Source organism: Mesorhizobium sp. BR115XR7A (genome assembly GCF_020165315.1).
GTDB classification, from domain to species: Bacteria; Pseudomonadota; Alphaproteobacteria; order Rhizobiales; family Rhizobiaceae; genus Mesorhizobium; species Mesorhizobium australicum.
Genome location: NZ_JAIUHW010000014.1, coordinates 38385 through 52718 on the forward strand (window position 1 = coordinate 38385; position 14334 = coordinate 52718).

The following is a 14334-nucleotide window of genomic DNA, read 5'->3' on the forward strand; positions in this document are numbered from 1 at the left end:
TCAAGTCCACCAGAGAACAAGATCTGGCCGGGCAAATCCGAAAAAGCTGTTTAGCAGCACGCGACGCTTTCCGTTGCCTGCTTGACCAGTGACCCCATGAACGAAACCGCCGTCAAGTAAGGCGATGTCCCCGGCCTTGAGCCGGATGTCGCGACAAGGCACATCCTTTAGATAGACTGCAGAATAGGGATAGCCCGTTGTCTCCACCCCCTGCGACTTTCGGTCGTCAACTGTCGGCTTGTGGCTCCAGAGCCGCAGATTGCCGCCTTCCTCGGACATGCTGGGGTAGAAGTTGAGCGCGGCGACGGTATTGTGCGCCACCGCAGATAGCTCGTAATCGTTCCCGGCACGTAGCACTTGAGCGACATCGTCGTGGGGGTCCAAGGAAAACGTGCCGCTGCCGGTCCAACTGAGAGCCCGACAAACGTTAGCCTGACCGTGTTCTGAGCGCGCCAGCCGCAATTCAATGCCTTGTTTGTGAAGCTCGCGCTTCAACGCGTCGAAGAGGGCTCGGACCGGATCAACTAAATTGCCAAAAAGAGCGTCAACGTGCGGCCGCGCAGTTTCTGCCTCCGCGAAATAGGTGGCTGCATCCTTCCTGTAGTGGGATGCGCCCACATATTGTCCGGGGACGCCATCTTTGCGCTCCCTGAGACCGGGACTGCCAAAAAACTTCGCGGTGATCTCCTCGGCTATTTCGGTGCTGAAAGCTTGGCTGATATGCAGAGCCGTGATCTCACCTTTTAGGACCGAGATGATCTCCGCAGTGCTGATCGAGCCGGTTCGTTCCTCGATCGTAAGAGGCGAGATGGCCGGCGTTTGACGTGCTTGGTTAGTCGCCATTTGTTTTCTCCTGTAGTGCCTGATCGAGGATGGCAATTCCGTGATCAAGTTCGTCATCTGAGATGGTTATCGGCGGAAGGACTTTAATGACGTCGCGATTTGGCCCCGACGATTCGATCAGCAGGCCGTTTTCGAACGCGACATCGTGCACACGGCCAACAACGGCCTGTGATCGGCACTTGAGGCCGGCCATCAGACCACGGCCGCGCTTTTGTTCGATGCACTTAGGGAATTTCGCAACGAGGCGATCAAGGTGTTCTTGCAGTTTGACGGCCGTCCCCTCAACGGCTTTAGTAAACTGCCTATCGGACCACATTTTGCACATGGCCGCGGAAGTCACAAAGGCGAGATTATTGCCTCTAAAGGTCCCGCTATGTTCTCCCGGTTTCCATATGTCCATCTCGGGGCGAATCAGAACTATGGACAACGGATTACCTGAACCGCTTAGGGACTTCGAAAGACACACGATGTCGGGCTCGACTTTCGCGAACTCGAATGAGAAGAAATCGCCCGTTCGTCCCGAACCTGCCTGAATGTCGTCGACGATGAAAACGACGTCGTGCTTACGGCAAATGCGCTGAATTTCTGCAAGCCATGGTGCGGATGCGGTGTTCATGCCGCCTTCTGCCTGGATGGGCTCCAGGATGATTGCGGCCGGCTTTTCTATGCCGCTGCCCGGGTCGCCCAACACGTGATCAATGTAACTCGCGGAATCGAAAGTTTGGTTCGGATAGTTCTCGTAAGGGACACGGATCACGTCGTGGCGAGCAACGCCGCCAAGCTGTCTGGTTGACGCTGAACCCGATACAGCCAAGGAGCCGAGTGACATGCCATGGTACGAATTTGTGAAGGCCATAACACTCGAGCGGCCGGTATATTTTCGCGCCAGCGCCAACGCCGCTTCGTTAGCGTTTGTCCCGGTTGGCCCAGGAAACTGTATCTTGTAAGAAAGGCCCCGGGGCTTCAGGATCGAATTGACGAACACTTCGATGAAATCACGCTTTGCAGTTGTGTACATATCAAGCGACAAGACGATATTTTGGTTGGCGAGATATTGAATTGCCGGCGCCATAATATCTTGATTGTTATGACCGTAATTGAGCGCACCTGACCCAACAATGAAATCAATATAAGGTTTTCCGGACTCGTCCCAGATTGTCGCCCCAAGAGACTTTGTAAAGACTGTTGGGAAGGATCGTCCATAGCGACGAACGTTAGACTCGTAAGCTTCAAAAATGTCGATATCCATTAAAGGGCCTCTCTGTATGCGGCTTGCGATTCAACGCTGCAGGTTCTATGTTCACGCATTCCAAACCAATTATTTCGACGATCAGCTACGGCAAATCTCTGCCTTAAAGCGAACGTATCATGGTCAGCGACTTGAGTTCGCAAAGAGTCTGTAAACTTGTTTGACGAATCTGTTGCAACGCATTGGATAGCGATAGCGTGACAGTCAGTACCCGCCTTGCGGCAGCGCTAATCGGCGGCGTTGTTGGCGGGGGCACTGACCACCGGTTTTTCCAAGCATGACTGCAACCACGATGCTTGGGTATTTCCCTATGTCGGCCGTGACGGGATCCTTGCCGACGAGTAGCTGTGACAGATAGCGATTTCTCTCCTTCGATGTGACGGCGAGACCGGTGGCCGCTCGAGTTTCGTTTTGGACGCGGACGAGCCAGACCGCGGTTTGCGATAGAACTGGAACTGTCCGCGGCCTCTAATCGCGGCCGTGGCCGCCGTGGCGGTGATTGCGCTGTTGCCTGGGCGGCGTGTTGGCCCACCTCCTGGCTTCACGGCATATTGAACGCCTCAGTCGGCCCTCGCGAGATGGCGGCCGCACTACAGTCCATGGACCGAGCACGCGAGTGGTGTTCGGCACCCACGAGCCGACGCAGAATCGACTGCGCCCTCGAGGAAGCGCGATCGATGCGGCTATCGACCACCCGGTGTTCGCCACCGCACTGCGTGGTCACGATGGCGCGGCTTTTGGAGCGCAGCACGACTTAAGAGTTCCCACCCTTACACTGGTCAACATTCATGTGATCGAAAACGCTGGCTCAGGCGACGCCACTGGCGATGTGTCCGATGCCGCTTTTTGAACGCAAGGTTCACTCTGTCCGACATCCGACAATTGTTAGATGTCAGACAGGGCGCAAAATCAGCTAACCCGTTGTTTAATTGAATTTTCCTCTCTGGCACGTTCTGTGCAGCGTAGCTTGCGAAGCATCAGCAAGAAACTTGCGAAGCATCAGCAAGAAAATAGTCCCATGATCACACTTACTGAAAACGCCGTCGCTGCCATCAAGACCGCGCTTTCCCGCGCCGACGAACCGGCGGAAGGCTTTCGCATCATGGTCGAGGCGGGCGGCTGCGCCGGCCTCAAATACCTGTTGGGTCTGGAAAGCGTCTCGCGCGAGGGCGATGCCATCATGGAGACGGACGGGTTCAAGGTGTTCGTCGACGCAAACTCCCAGCCCCATCTCGCCGGCATGACCGTTGACTTCGTCACGGACCTGGAGTCCTCGGGCTTTGTCTTCGACAATCCCAATGCGCGGGACAAATGCGCCTGCGGCAAGTCCTTCGGCTAGCCGCCATCACGACAAGGATCGGCGCCGTGCGGGATAATACCGACAACGTCTACCTCTTCAACGACAAGCTCTATCTCATCAACCCGCACAATGTCGGCGCTTTGGACACCCCCAATGCGGCCGGCGAGGTCGGCGCCGTCGCCTGCGGCGACGGGCTTAAATTGATAATGGGTTTCGACCCCAAGACCGAGACGATTACTGCCGCAACGTTCCAGACCTTCGGCCGCGGCTCGGCCATAACCGCTTCCTCGACATTTACCGAATTCATCGTCGGCAAGACCATCGATGAAGCCCTTCAGATCACCGATCAGGACATGGCGGATTTTCTCGGCGCCCTGCCGCCGCACACGACCTACTCATCGCTCGACCGCCTCATCCTGGAGCGCGGCTTGCGGCTGATGAGCGAGTTCTTCCGTGCTGTGAGGCAGGCTTTCGAGGAGACACCAGGATTCTCACGCCTCGTCGTCGTCAAGGCATCATCGCCATGACCGGCGTGATAGCGGCGTTTTTCGAGGTGATAGGTTTCAAGGAGGGAGAGGCCCTTCCCCGCAGCCTCCGCCCGCTGAAACCTAATTCTGCGTGGAGTTCGGGTGAGTGGGTTTTCGGCAATCAGCCTCGATGGTGGAACGAACTGCAAAACCTGCAGTGGGACATTTCCCACCGATTGCCGCGTCTCCTAAGCCAGCAGAGATGCTCCCTTGCTCACTCGAAGGCCGCTTAAGCCATGCCATATGCGGTCAAAGAAATTTTCTACACCCTTCAAGGTGAAGGACGAAATGCCGGGCGGGCTGCCGTATTTTGTCGTTTCGCCGGCTGTAACCTTTGGTCGGGACGTGAAGGCGACCGGGCAAGAGCATTCTGCGAATTCTGCGACACGGATTTCGTTGGGGTAGATGGCCCCGGTGGCGGACATTTTGCCACCGCACAAGAGTTTGCGTTGGCGGTCGAACAAGCCTGGCGCGGGTCGGGAACTAGGCAGCGTCTTGTCGTGCTCACCGGAGGGGAACCCCTCCTCCAGATCGATGAAGAACTCCTGGAAGCTCTGCATTCCTTGGCGTTTGAAATTGCCGTGGAGACCAACGGTACCATTCCCACACTCGCCGGCATCGACTGGCTGTGCGTCAGTCCGAAATGCAATGCACGCCTCGTGGTCATGGCAGGGGACGAGCTAAAGCTTGTATATCCTCGGATTGGCGCGGAGCCCGAACATTTCGAAGTTCTCGCGTTTGAGCACCTTCTGCTTCAGCCGATGGATGGGCCCGAACGCGAGGCGAATACGGCCGCCGCAGTGGCCTATTGTCTTGCCAACCCACGTTGGCGCTTGAGCCTTCAAACCCACAAGTTTCTCGGGATCCCATGAAAATTACGCAAGCTTTCACCTTCGAGGCAGCGCACTGTCTTCCGCGCGTGCCAGAGACCCACCGCTGTCACCGCATGCATGGCCACTCATACCGTGTGGAACTGCGTCTGGAAGGGCCCGTCGATCCAGACACGGGCTTTGTCATCGACTTCTTCGATGTCGGGGCTGTGTTCGGACCGCTTCTGCAACGTCTCGACCATCAGCATCTGAATGAGGTTGAGGGTCTCGACAATCCGACAGCGGAAAACATTGCGGTCTGGATCTGGAACCAAACCAAGCCGCTTCTTGGCCAAATGTGCTCGGTAACGGTCTATGAGACGCCGCTGTGCTGGGCTGAATACGAGGGTTGACCCGATGCAACGAGATCCGGGAACCGCACTCGTCCTTTTCTCCGGCGGCCAGGATTCGACAACCTGCCTGGCTTGGGCGCTCGAGAACTTCGAGCGCGTCGAGACAATCGGCTTCGACTATGGGCAGCGGCACCGGATCGAGCTCGATGTGCGGCCCTACCTGCTCGGGCGCATTCGAACAGACTTTCCGGCCTGGCGTGGGCGACTAGGCGAGGACCACATGATCGACATGGCCGTGCTCGGTCAAATCAGTGATACCGCGCTCACGCGCGACGTCGAGGTCGCACTGAACGCGAACGGTCTAACAAATACCTTCGTGCCTGGCCGCAACCTTCTGTTCCTCGGCTTTGCGGCCGCGATAGCTTACCGGATGGGCGCGAAACACCTCGTGATCGGCGTGTCCGAGACGGATCGTTTCAGCTACCCGGATTGTCGGGATGACGCAGTCAAAGCGATGCAACTTGCCCTTAACCTTGGAATGGAGACGCATCTCGTCATTCACACACCCCTCATGCGGCGCGACAAGGCGCAGACCTGGGCGCTGGCGGGTTGGCTGGGCGGCGAGGTGCTGGTGAAGCTCATCTGCGAGGGAAGCCACACCTGCTATAGCGGAGACCGCGAACATAGACATAGCTGGGGTTTCGGTTGCGGGACCTGCATCGAGTGTAATCTTCGCGCAGCGGGATGGGAGCAATTCCGGTGCTGCAAAGAGGCACCCGTGGCCGCCCATGAAATGACGTGAGCGCCCCAGGTCCGGGCCGACGGTGGCAATCTGTTCCATAGATCGTTTCCTTCTCTTTGTGGTGTTCAGCACGACCAGGGTGGGTGCCTTCGATGCCGTTTCGAAGGGCTGTTCCATAGGATTGAAAAGGCGGCTGCCGTCACGAACGATACGCGTGACCGCATCAAGCGCCGGGGCAAAGCCATCCCAATGAATTAGAATGGCGAAAGTGTTGTCGAGGTCCAGAAAGCACTGTCCGTTGACGTCAGCCAGATTGGCGCCTTCGCGTTGCAGCGCGCCGCGTGGCTTCGGATCGCACAGCCGCAGCGCGCGTGGTGCCATCGGGAAAAATGGCGGCCGCGGGCGAACAATCGTGCCGATTGGCGTCAGGCGGCGCGAAGCTTTGTGCAATATGTCAGACCTCTCCTTGGGCCTACTCCGCCTTCGTCGCTGACTAGATGGCGTTTGCACTTGGTAGACGTCATTCACGAAATGAGAGGCGGCTGATGAACAGGCCAACGATCGCCGATCTGGCGAAAGCCGCGGGCGTAAGTGTTTCCACGGTCAATAGGCTCTTGCACGGAACTGGCACACTGCGACCGCAGACGGCCGACCTCATTTTGAGCGCAGCGCAGCAGATCGGCTTCCGCAGTTCGGGGCCGCTGCACGAACGCAGGCGGGACAATCTCCCGCATCGGCACTTGAGCTTTCTCATGCAGCAATCGCACCGGCCGCTCTGCCGGATCTGGGCCGAGGCGCTTCTAGGTGCCTGCGCGCGACGCACAGATGCGGTTATTGAGCCAGACGTGCTCTTCGAGGACGACCCTTCCCCCGAAGCGGTTGCTGCCAATCTGCTGAAGATAGGCGGAAGCGCCGACGCAATCGCGGTAATCTCGGCCGATCACCCGCTCGTCGGCCAGGCGATTGATGAGTTGCGCCTCAAAGGCGTTCCAGTGATCGCCTACGTCACTGACCTGTCCGCCGCCAGCCGGGCCGGCTTTGTGGGAACCGACAACTGGAAGGCCGGCCGCACCGCAGCATGGTTTATCAGCCAGACGTCCGGTCGGCCCGGCAAGATCTTTCCTCTCATCGGCAGCAACCGTTATCAGTTCCAAGACATCTCGGATGCGAGCTTTCGCTCCTACATGCGCGAGCACGCGCCCAAGTTCCACGTCAGCGAAACCCTGCTGACCCATGAGGCGCCGAAGAACGCCTATGCAATCGTTCGCAGGCTGATAGCGGAGGAGCCGGAGCTCCGGGGCATCTTCGTTAATGGCGGCGGCATTTCCGGCGTTCTGCGTGCTATGCGCGAGCTCGCTGCGGAGCAGCAGTGCAAAATCCGGGTCGTCTGCCGCGACATCGGGCCCGAGGCACGCAAGGGATTGAGCGAAGGCCTGATTACTGCTTCCTTGTGCCATCCCGTCGACAGGATGCCTGAAGAACTCATCAATGTGATGCTGCGCATGATCGAACGCACGGACACACGGTTAATCGAACAGCGGATTGTTCCGTTCGAGATCCTCACGCCAGAGAGCATTTGGACTTAAGAATCGGAAGAACCATCGTCGTCCGGATAAGGTCGTCCGTGCCGCTGCGAAGCGAACCGCTTCGTGGGTTAAACTGGGGCGCAAAGGGCAGCTCGGCACTCATGATCCTCGTTGCAACCGAAATTGGCCAGGAGGACGAGGAGATGGAAATCTCCGAGGAAGCCGATCTTGTCGAGAGCTGGACCCCACGCTCGCGCCAATGATTAGGCTGCTTCGGCCGTCCGTGCCGATTTGCGCGGCTTGTGGCGCACCACAACGTCCACCTTATAAGCGCGCGTCGATCGAGGCAGCGCACCGGGCGATCTATAGAGAACTTGCCTGTTCGCCCATGACTACGGCGGATATGTCGAGCTGTTTCATAACAAGCAATTGAGCTGATTTGGCTTGAGTGAGGCGCCGACGCATAATGATGGCGCGGATCTCACGGGCGAGCTTGGCTTTCCGCAATTCCTCTTCGGAATTATCAAAGCCAAAATCCGCAAACACGTTGCCGCTGGTCATTCGGCCGGTGATTCTTCGTCATAACTTTGTTCCTTCCCATAGTTTTCGCGATCGTGCGTCTCGGCCGCCTTCAATCGCGCCTAACGAGATCGATTTCGCACTTGGGCGTGTCCCTGCCTTTCTTCTGGAAGCAAGGATGTAGATCACGCCAGCGAAGCGACGGCATGGACGGCGCGATAAGTATCCCTGTCTAAGTCGTCGACCCCCGCAAGGATGCGGCCGCCAAATCCCTTGAGGGCTTTGACCGCCAGATGCTGTTCGCCATTTGGGCATCGTTGATTGCAACACCCATCACGCTGCAGATATCGACCAATCTGACTCCGCTCAGCCACTGAAAAGAAAGATTCGGGTCAAACAGCCGTTTTCGCCAAGTGATCATATTTCCTATGAACGCATTTTGGACTGCACGGACCGTTCCAGCTCGGCGCAAAACCCTCCCAGATATTCGTCAATCGCGCTCTGCAAATGCACCCAGTAGAGCACTTTGGCGGTGCTACATCGATAATGAGCCCAGTTTTGCTTTTTTTGAGAAGATGTCCCTCTTGCTTGGCCGCAGCCAATATCCCGGTAAAAATTGGCGGCAGCGCATCGCGTTTAGCGCTCGCCGGGCGGAGCTGGTCCGGGTTGCGAAGCCCGGCGAGCGCGGATCGTCTTGGGCGATGTGTTGATCAGGCGCGGTTCTTGGAGCGCCAGGATTCATGTCCGGTTTCGATGATCTCGCAATCATGCGTGAGAGGATCGAGCAGTGCGGTCAGTTGTTCCGTCGAAGTAGCCGCGCCCGCTGACGCGGATGAGCGCCCGGGCGATGGCAATGGCCAGATGCCGCTTCCCGTTCCGGGCCACCAATCAACACGCCATTGGACAAATGCCATCAAGGGCATCTCACCGCCGGTCGGCGGCGAACAAGAAGGAGAGGAAGACATGGAACGCAGGCTTGATGACGTGATCGCAGCCCTCCCTGAGTAGCGTCGGGAGCGTGTCGATGCACGTTTCGAAGAGCTAAGGACGGAGGTCGAGTGCCTCGGCGGTCTGCGCCGTGCGGCTGGGAAGGCCCAGGCGGAGATTGCCTTGCCCCTCAAGATCAACCAGCCCTCTGTCTCGAAGATCGAGCAACAGGCCAATACGTATCTGTCGACACTTTAGAGCTACGTAGAGGCGATCGGGGGACAACTCGACCTCATCGTCGCCTCGCCGCGCGCGCCCCTCCGTATAGAGCGGCTCTGCGACGTCGTAGCCCAACCCCCTCCGCACGTAGTGCTGAAAGAGCGCCAGGTGGATGAACCCGCCCGAAGGCAACGCGCCGGCTGAACGCGCCGTTTCGGTCAAAATTGCCGAAGGGACGACAGTCTCGTCGACGCTCGCAATAGGTATGAGCAAGGCCTCGTTAAACCGGATACCGACTGCCCGCGGTCACGTCGCGGGGGACGCCTCTTCCCCTCCCCCATGCTGGCCCAGCTCACCGCCGCGCTGGGGGTGTCCGGCGATGTGCTCGCCGACGACGACCCCGCTCGAGCACGCTTGGTCACAGCTTCCATACCTGCTCAAGTAGATACCACGCGCCTGCGGATATCTTCGGTGGCTTACAATTTATAAAATTTACGGCGATTATCGCCGCACCGCAAAATGACAAAAAAGTCAAACGGACACGTCTTCTCCCTTCTTATGCGGCTTCAGGACACATTGAGCACAGGCAAATGCTGCCAAGCATGCCAGCACCACGACCCCACGTCGTGGCGGCAGTTAACAACTGCCCGCTGAAGTTTGCCAACGGGCCTTCGGTCAAACCTGGCGGAGCGCTGTTACGGCAGGCACAGCACGTGGAGAGCTGTCGAGCATCAGCCATTGCGAAAGGTGTAGCCATAACCGTTGATGGCCGGCGCGCCGCCGAGATGCGCGTAGAGTATCCTCGAGCCCTCAGGAAAAAAGCCTTTTTGAACGAGGTCAATCATCCCTTGCATCGATTTGCCCTCATAGACGGGATCGGTAATCATACCCTCGAGCCGCGCACACAGACGGATCGCCTCCTTGGTTTCCTCGGATGGAATGCCGTACCGCGGGTGCGCGTAGTCCTCCAGCAACACCACGTCATCCTCGGCAAGTTCCGATCCGAGCTCGACGAGGGTCGCTGTATGTCGGGCAATGCTAAGCACCTGCGCCTTGGTCTTGGCCGGGGTAGCAGAGGCATCGATACCGATCACGTTGCGCTGCCGACCGTCCTTGGCAAATCCGACGAGCATGCCGGCGTGCGTTGAACCGGTGACCGTGCAAACGACCATGTAGTCGAAGGCAAACCCGAGCTGTTCCTCCTGGGCGCGCACTTCCTCCGCGAACCCCACATAGCCGAGGCCTCCATTCGGGTGAACAGACGCCCCGGCCGGTATCGCATAGGGCCTGCCGCCCCTTGCCTTGACCTCATAGAGCGCTTTTTCCCAGCTGCGGCGGATACCGATGTCAAAGCCATCGTCGACCAGACGCACCTCTGCGCCCAAGATGCGGCTCAAGAGAATGTTGCCGGCCCGGTCGTAGACGACATCCTCATGTGGAACCCAGCTCTCCTGGACCAGGAGACATTTCATGCCGATCTTGGCGGCAACGGCGGCGACCATCCGCGTGTGGTTGGACTGCACGCCGCCGATGGTGACAAGGGTATCGGCATCTGACGCGATCGCGTCAGGGATGATGTATTCGAGCTTGCGCAGCTTGTTGCCGCCGAACGCCAGACCGGAGTTGCAGTCCTCGCGTTTGGCGTAGATCTCCACGTTGCCGCCCAGATGCTTGCCGAGCCGGTCGAGCTTCTCGATGGGTGTGGGTCCAAAGGTGAGCGGGTAACGCTCGAATTTTTCCAGCATATTCTCTCCGGCGATGATCATTCAGCTGAAATAGCCACGCAAAACTCGTTCCATAAGCGCTGCTTGGATTGGTCGGCCGCGCTCTCCGACCACCCATCAGAGCTTTGGGGATTTCCAGCGCTCTCCTTGCGATTGAGACGAAGCGATCCACATGTCGCCATGCTGCGATGAGGCGACCATCGCCTAGGAAACCTAGGACGACACGCGGTCGACATCTGCGTTTTTGCCAGCTTTGCAAGTGCAGCCAGACTGCCAAACCAACAGACTTCGATAAAAACGCAGTGGCTCTTGTTTGCGATTGGACCGGCAGGAACTGCACGGTTGCCGAGCCGGATTCCGCGAGGCGATTTTTGTGGCGCTCAACGCGTCACAGAGGTTTCAGCTGCTCGATCGAAGTGCTCGTCTACCTGATCGAAACGGGTGCCAATGCCCTCGAAAGGCTGGGCTCGCCGCGGCCGTAAGTCGTCGGATTGTAGTTGACGAGCGTGTGGGTCCTAGCGGTATCCAGCAACTGATTAGTAATCTGTGTCGGTGTTGCTGACGTGAACTTGCTGCTCTTCTGAACGCGAGTCGTCTGAAAGGCATGCCCGGCAGAGACGGAGCTCCCTGCCGGGCCGGGTTCGCCTTGGGAGGTGGCGTAAGCTAGCGACTTTCGTGGCGGTGGAACCACTCAATCCGTGCGTTTTGCGCAATAACGAGCATGTACCGTGCCAAGCCAAAAAGCATTTAAAAAACACCCAAGAGTCAGCTTCCTCTACGTTGCATACCCGACATTGTCGGTTATCGGACAATGCCGAACGTGCCTCTCGGCATCGACCTACGCCTGAACCCGAGCGCCCCCGCAAGGTCGTTCGCTGCCATTTCGACCTGGTGGTGACCGGGTTTTAGCTCCGACTGTTCTCCGCTGACGGACAGGGCGGATGTCGCTTTTAAAAGAGGAACTGTCTGTACCTTCAATTCAAGAGGGCGCGGCCACGAGAGACGGCGCGGCGAATGCGGTCGCGCAGATGATCGCGAGGATCAACACATCCGGCAGACTGGCAAATCAGCAGCCTGATATCTGTCCACCCTCAGGGGCGCACTCCAAACCGGGGTCAAAATTGGACGCCGATTCCCCGCCTCAGGTGTCAAAATCGCACGCCGAAACACAGGACCGTCATCGGCGAATCCGCCCGGAGAACCGAAACTGCATTCCCCTGGGCGGTAGAACGATGAGAATGCCGTCGCCTTCGACCCTACCAGGGAACCACAGCCTGAATAATGAATCTGCGCTCTGATCTTGTTACGGCGCCTCAAGGGAGGAGCAGCGATATGCCGAGCGTTTGATTGCGCTGGGGCACATCTTGAGTTTCATTCCTATGCTCATCGTCGCGCGACTGGTACCGAACTTCCTGGGACCCATCGAAAAGCTCAGCCCCTTGGCCGGCTTTGCCAGCGCAGCTGGATCGCCAAATCAGAAAGAGCACACTTACGAAATAGCCCAGCTGAAGAAGTAGCGAGCAGCCCAGCGTCGTGACGACTGCTAGACGGAAAGAATGCGAGGCGAAGTAAACCGCCACAGCGTTGCCGCACAGGACCAGCCCGAGGAGCCGACAAAAGATGATGAAGCGCATGCCGTTCTCCTGATTTTGTCTCGTCAAATCATGCAGCTCATGCTGCGATCTGGTCGGCCGCGAGATGGGTCTGGCAGTTCTTTGGGCAGACGCGGCCGCAGGCTCCGCAGCCAATGCAGCGGCCGGCATGGTCGACAACCATGATCATACGATTGAGCTCACCGTCGAAATCGTCGTCATCGGCGCCGCAGGCGCCGAGGATTTCACCCGCGTCATCGACGCCGTAAAGATGCATGACCTCCCGCGAGCAGACTTTGAAGCAGCGGCCGCAGCCGATACAGATCTTGCCATCGATAGCGATCAGATATTCCGGCACCCATATTGAGCCGTCGCGGCTGATGAATTTGCTCCTCATCGCAAAGTCTTCATTTTGGCAAGCTCTCTCCTGGCACCATCCAACTCGGCATAAACGGCATGCGTTTTCTCGGCGACTTCCTCTATCTCAATCCATTTGACCGGGAGACCCTCGGCAAGGTCGCGCAAGTTCGTCTTGGCAATTGCCGCGCGCAGTTGAAGCTTTCGGACTTTCTTCGCCATCTCATCCAGGTTTGACATGATCCTTCCTCGAAAATGGGTTTCTTCACGCCCGCGCCACTTCGGGATAGGCAATAGCTGCAGTCTCATCGCCGACCAGTTTCGCGCCGGTATCCGCGAGTTTCCGGAGAGTCTCGAAGCCGAATCGGAGACGTCTCGACAGCCGTTTGATTTCTGTTGTTGACAATGTCATCACGCCTGAGCGCTCCTCGATCGCCAGCTCCGACATGTCGAGCCTCCACAGCACGTCCGGATCCGGATTGCCAATGAGTGGATATTCCGGCGCAGTTCCTCGGTGATAATGAAATCGGCCAGCAGCCAAGTGTCCGATTTCCGTTGGCATGAGCCGTGGAAATCCTGAGCACGGATCAGCCGCAGGAGGCATTTGACGAACGGGCGGGAAAGGGCCTCGCCATTCTTGTTGACGGCAGGGCCAAGCGCTGCGTGAGACATTTCGTTTCGTTTCCTCAATTTCAGGTCTCGTCCTCAACGGAGGATTTCTGCTTTCGGTTACGCTGACTTCGGGCTCGCTTCCGCAGCCGACGTCCGGCCTCGCCAGGCCGATTCCACGTAAATGCTGCCCCTGTGGCCGACCTTGAACAGGTCCTGGACTGTGACGTCTTCAACGGCGGGCCAAATTCGCTTCGAATATCGCCGCCGCGGCTATTCGGTTGGAAGTCTAAGGTCCGAGCCCTGAGCTGGAGCAAACCGTCGACCCTGTGCTCCATGGACACAGTTACTGCGGGCGCGCCGCAGAAAATGGGCGAATTGACCAGGGTTCCATTCCACTTGTCATCCCGACACCTTGCCGGGCTGAAAGTTCGTGAGAGGATCGCCACGCAGCCAGTCGTCCACTTTGATCAGAGGAGCCGGTGACTCTCTACGCAACATGTTGTTCTCCATTCCCACACCTTTCCTGACGTTTATGCGCGAGCTGGTTCTCTCAGAACGGAACATTAGGAGACCATCAAAGTCTTGCGTGTTCTCATGCGATCAGCCCTCACTCAGTATTTCCGATCTCAACCAGCAAACGTCATGCCAGCGCGTTGCCCGCAGTAAATGCATGATTCTGCCTGGAAACCTTACAGGCCCAAGACGGCCGGTTGTTTTGAACCCAACATGTTTTCTGCTGCTGTCAGCTTTTGGACACGCATCATGCGTCAGACGCTTGAGGGCGAGAACGGCTTGGCTGTCTGCCCTGCGGCAATGTTGGCGTCGGCTCATCTAGCATCATTCGCCGCTGGCGATGCGCGGGCGCGCTAGGCTGACCCAGCGCCCCGAACCGCATGACCTTCTTGATCGGCTGGCTACAGGTCGGAAATTCCGCGATTCCGAAAAAGTTGGTCAGCGCAGTGCAGCCCGCTCGGCATTTGCCGCACGAATGGCAAGCGCCCGAAAGCTGTCAACCGAGGGATCCTCCAAGGCGCG

At 58.0% G+C, this 14334-nt stretch carries 15 protein-coding genes and 1 pseudogene; 8 read left to right on the forward strand and 8 right to left on the reverse strand.

What is annotated here, in order from left to right:
* Both LB557_RS25735 and ectB read right to left on the reverse strand, forming a co-directional pair.
* On the reverse strand, positions 1-843 hold the full coding sequence (locus tag LB557_RS25735) for a hypothetical protein (protein ID WP_027033237.1): 843 nt from the start codon (positions 841-843) through the stop codon (positions 1-3).
* Positions 833-2092 (reverse strand): diaminobutyrate--2-oxoglutarate transaminase, encoded by a 1260-nt coding sequence (gene ectB / locus LB557_RS25740; protein ID WP_027033236.1) that lies wholly within the window; start codon positions 2090-2092, stop codon positions 833-835. Before ectB ends, LB557_RS25735 begins: the two co-directional genes overlap by 11 nt.
* 616 nt (positions 2093-2708) lie before the next feature.
* Between ectB and LB557_RS25745 the strand changes: the two genes are divergently transcribed.
* From LB557_RS25745 to LB557_RS25775, 7 genes are all read left to right on the forward strand, one after another.
* Positions 2709-2942 (forward strand): hypothetical protein, encoded by a 234-nt coding sequence (locus LB557_RS25745; protein ID WP_152536176.1) that lies wholly within the window; start codon positions 2709-2711, stop codon positions 2940-2942.
* Positions 2943-3110: 168 nt separating this feature from the next.
* Positions 3111-3431 (forward strand): iron-sulfur cluster assembly accessory protein, encoded by a 321-nt coding sequence (locus LB557_RS25750; RefSeq protein ID WP_027033235.1) that lies wholly within the window; start codon positions 3111-3113, stop codon positions 3429-3431.
* 26 nt (positions 3432-3457) lie between these two features.
* The gene (locus LB557_RS25755) at positions 3458-3919 is read left to right on the forward strand and encodes an iron-sulfur cluster assembly scaffold protein (RefSeq protein WP_027033234.1); all 462 of its coding nucleotides are present in this window, start codon (positions 3458-3460) and stop codon (positions 3917-3919) included.
* Positions 3920-4155: 236 nt separating this feature from the next.
* Positions 4156-4791: a 7-carboxy-7-deazaguanine synthase gene (queE, locus tag LB557_RS25760; protein ID WP_027033232.1), complete on the forward strand. Its 636-nt coding sequence runs from the start codon at positions 4156-4158 to the stop codon at positions 4789-4791.
* A complete protein-coding gene (gene queD, locus LB557_RS25765) occupies positions 4788-5141 on the forward strand; it encodes a 6-carboxytetrahydropterin synthase QueD (protein WP_027033231.1) in 354 nt (117 codons plus the stop codon). The genes queE and queD overlap by 4 nt, the downstream gene beginning before the upstream one ends.
* A gap of 4 nt (positions 5142-5145) precedes the next feature.
* Entirely contained in the window at positions 5146-5883 is a 738-nt protein-coding gene (gene queC, locus LB557_RS25770) for a 7-cyano-7-deazaguanine synthase QueC (RefSeq protein ID WP_027033230.1), read from the forward strand.
* A gap of 485 nt (positions 5884-6368) precedes the next feature.
* Positions 6369-7409 (forward strand): LacI family DNA-binding transcriptional regulator, encoded by a 1041-nt coding sequence (locus LB557_RS25775; RefSeq protein WP_027033229.1) that lies wholly within the window; start codon positions 6369-6371, stop codon positions 7407-7409.
* A gap of 303 nt (positions 7410-7712) precedes the next feature.
* Here the strand turns inward: LB557_RS25775 and LB557_RS25780 are convergent, their stop codons facing one another.
* Complete coding sequence (locus LB557_RS25780; RefSeq protein ID WP_027033227.1) at positions 7713-7910, reverse strand: XRE family transcriptional regulator; 198 nt, start codon at positions 7908-7910, stop codon at positions 7713-7715.
* 546 nt (positions 7911-8456) lie between these two features.
* Here LB557_RS25780 and LB557_RS31885 point away from each other — a divergent pair.
* A complete protein-coding gene (locus LB557_RS31885; RefSeq protein WP_167334839.1) occupies positions 8457-8876 on the forward strand; it encodes a hypothetical protein in 420 nt (139 codons plus the stop codon).
* An 869-nt stretch (positions 8877-9745) separates the two neighbouring features.
* Here LB557_RS31885 and LB557_RS25790 read toward each other — a convergent pair.
* From LB557_RS25790 to LB557_RS25810, 5 genes and pseudogenes are all read right to left on the reverse strand, one after another.
* Positions 9746-10759 carry a 1-aminocyclopropane-1-carboxylate deaminase gene (locus tag LB557_RS25790; RefSeq protein ID WP_027033225.1) on the reverse strand — a complete coding sequence of 338 codons (1014 nt, stop codon included), beginning with the start codon at positions 10757-10759 and terminating at the stop codon, positions 9746-9748.
* Positions 10760-12051: 1292 nt separating this feature from the next.
* Positions 12052-12372 (reverse strand): exopolysaccharide production repressor protein, encoded by a 321-nt coding sequence (locus LB557_RS25795; RefSeq protein WP_027033224.1) that lies wholly within the window; start codon positions 12370-12372, stop codon positions 12052-12054.
* A gap of 37 nt (positions 12373-12409) precedes the next feature.
* Positions 12410-12727, reverse strand: a complete 318-nt coding sequence (fdxB, locus tag LB557_RS25800; RefSeq protein WP_027033223.1) for a ferredoxin III, nif-specific — start codon at positions 12725-12727, stop codon at positions 12410-12412.
* Entirely contained in the window at positions 12724-12927 is a 204-nt protein-coding gene (locus LB557_RS25805) for a CCE_0567 family metalloprotein (RefSeq protein WP_027033222.1), read from the reverse strand. The genes fdxB and LB557_RS25805 overlap by 4 nt, the downstream gene beginning before the upstream one ends.
* A gap of 25 nt (positions 12928-12952) precedes the next feature.
* Positions 12953-13359, reverse strand: a pseudogene (locus LB557_RS25810) (DUF269 domain-containing protein).
* Between the last annotated feature and the right edge of the window lie 975 nt (positions 13360-14334).

What these genes read in the sequence shown, in the direction of transcription:
- LB557_RS25795 (WP_027033224.1), bottom strand. Translation starts at nt 12,372, where the DNA reads ATGCGCTTCATCATCTTTTGTCGGCTCCTCGGGCTGGTCCTGTGCGGC.
- queD (WP_027033231.1), top strand. Translation starts at nt 4,788, where the DNA reads ATGAAAATTACGCAAGCTTTCACCTTCGAGGCAGCGCACTGTCTTCCG.
- LB557_RS25790 (WP_027033225.1), bottom strand. Translation starts at nt 10,759, where the DNA reads ATGCTGGAAAAATTCGAGCGTTACCCGCTCACCTTTGGACCCACACCC.
- queC (WP_027033230.1), top strand. Translation starts at nt 5,146, where the DNA reads ATGCAACGAGATCCGGGAACCGCACTCGTCCTTTTCTCCGGCGGCCAG.
- LB557_RS25750 (WP_027033235.1), top strand. Translation starts at nt 3,111, where the DNA reads ATGATCACACTTACTGAAAACGCCGTCGCTGCCATCAAGACCGCGCTT.
- LB557_RS25780 (WP_027033227.1), bottom strand. Translation starts at nt 7,910, where the DNA reads ATGACCAGCGGCAACGTGTTTGCGGATTTTGGCTTTGATAATTCCGAA.
- queE (WP_027033232.1), top strand. Translation starts at nt 4,156, where the DNA reads ATGCCATATGCGGTCAAAGAAATTTTCTACACCCTTCAAGGTGAAGGA.
- LB557_RS25775 (WP_027033229.1), top strand. Translation starts at nt 6,369, where the DNA reads ATGAACAGGCCAACGATCGCCGATCTGGCGAAAGCCGCGGGCGTAAGT.
- fdxB (WP_027033223.1), bottom strand. Translation starts at nt 12,727, where the DNA reads ATGAGGAGCAAATTCATCAGCCGCGACGGCTCAATATGGGTGCCGGAA.
- ectB (WP_027033236.1), bottom strand. Translation starts at nt 2,092, where the DNA reads ATGGATATCGACATTTTTGAAGCTTACGAGTCTAACGTTCGTCGCTAT.
- LB557_RS25805 (WP_027033222.1), bottom strand. Translation starts at nt 12,927, where the DNA reads ATGTCAAACCTGGATGAGATGGCGAAGAAAGTCCGAAAGCTTCAACTG.
- LB557_RS25735 (WP_027033237.1), bottom strand. Translation starts at nt 843, where the DNA reads ATGGCGACTAACCAAGCACGTCAAACGCCGGCCATCTCGCCTCTTACG.